Here is a 386-nt window from a genome sequence, read left to right on the forward strand (position 1 = left end):
TCTCCTGACGTTTCGTCATCTGCGGATGTGATGACTACGGGCTGTGCTGGGCTCTACGATGAGCCTGGCAGACGGGATCTGTCAACCGAGTATTCGCATCATTCCCTCCCGGAGGACGCATCATGACCCGACGCAAGGCCGACGTTTTCCGGTCTGACCTGCAACGACAGTTCCAGTCGATCTCCGAGCTTTGCAGCTACCTCGGACATGCCGACGCGGCGATGGCCAGTGATCCGGCCGAGTGGCATCGGAACCTGATCCGGGCTCTTGCCGATCTCTCCGAGGCGGCGCAGACGGCCGAGACGGCGTTGACGATCAACGCGGTGAAGACGAAGGCACTGACCCCGACCGAGGTTTCCCGAGCCGCGAGGATCACCAGGAATGCC

General features: G+C 61.9%; 1 protein-coding gene. It reads left to right on the forward strand.

Annotated elements, in window-relative coordinates; genetic code table 11:
- Positions 1-122: 122 nt before the first annotated feature.
- Positions 123-386 (forward strand): hypothetical protein (locus tag ACFU5F_RS42445; RefSeq protein WP_383899047.1); only part of this gene is annotated, 264 nt, incomplete at its 3' end.

Origin of the sequence: Streptomyces sp. NPDC057438 (assembly GCF_042802995.1) — a bacterium.
Lineage (GTDB): Bacteria > Actinomycetota > Actinomycetes > Streptomycetales > Streptomycetaceae > Streptomyces.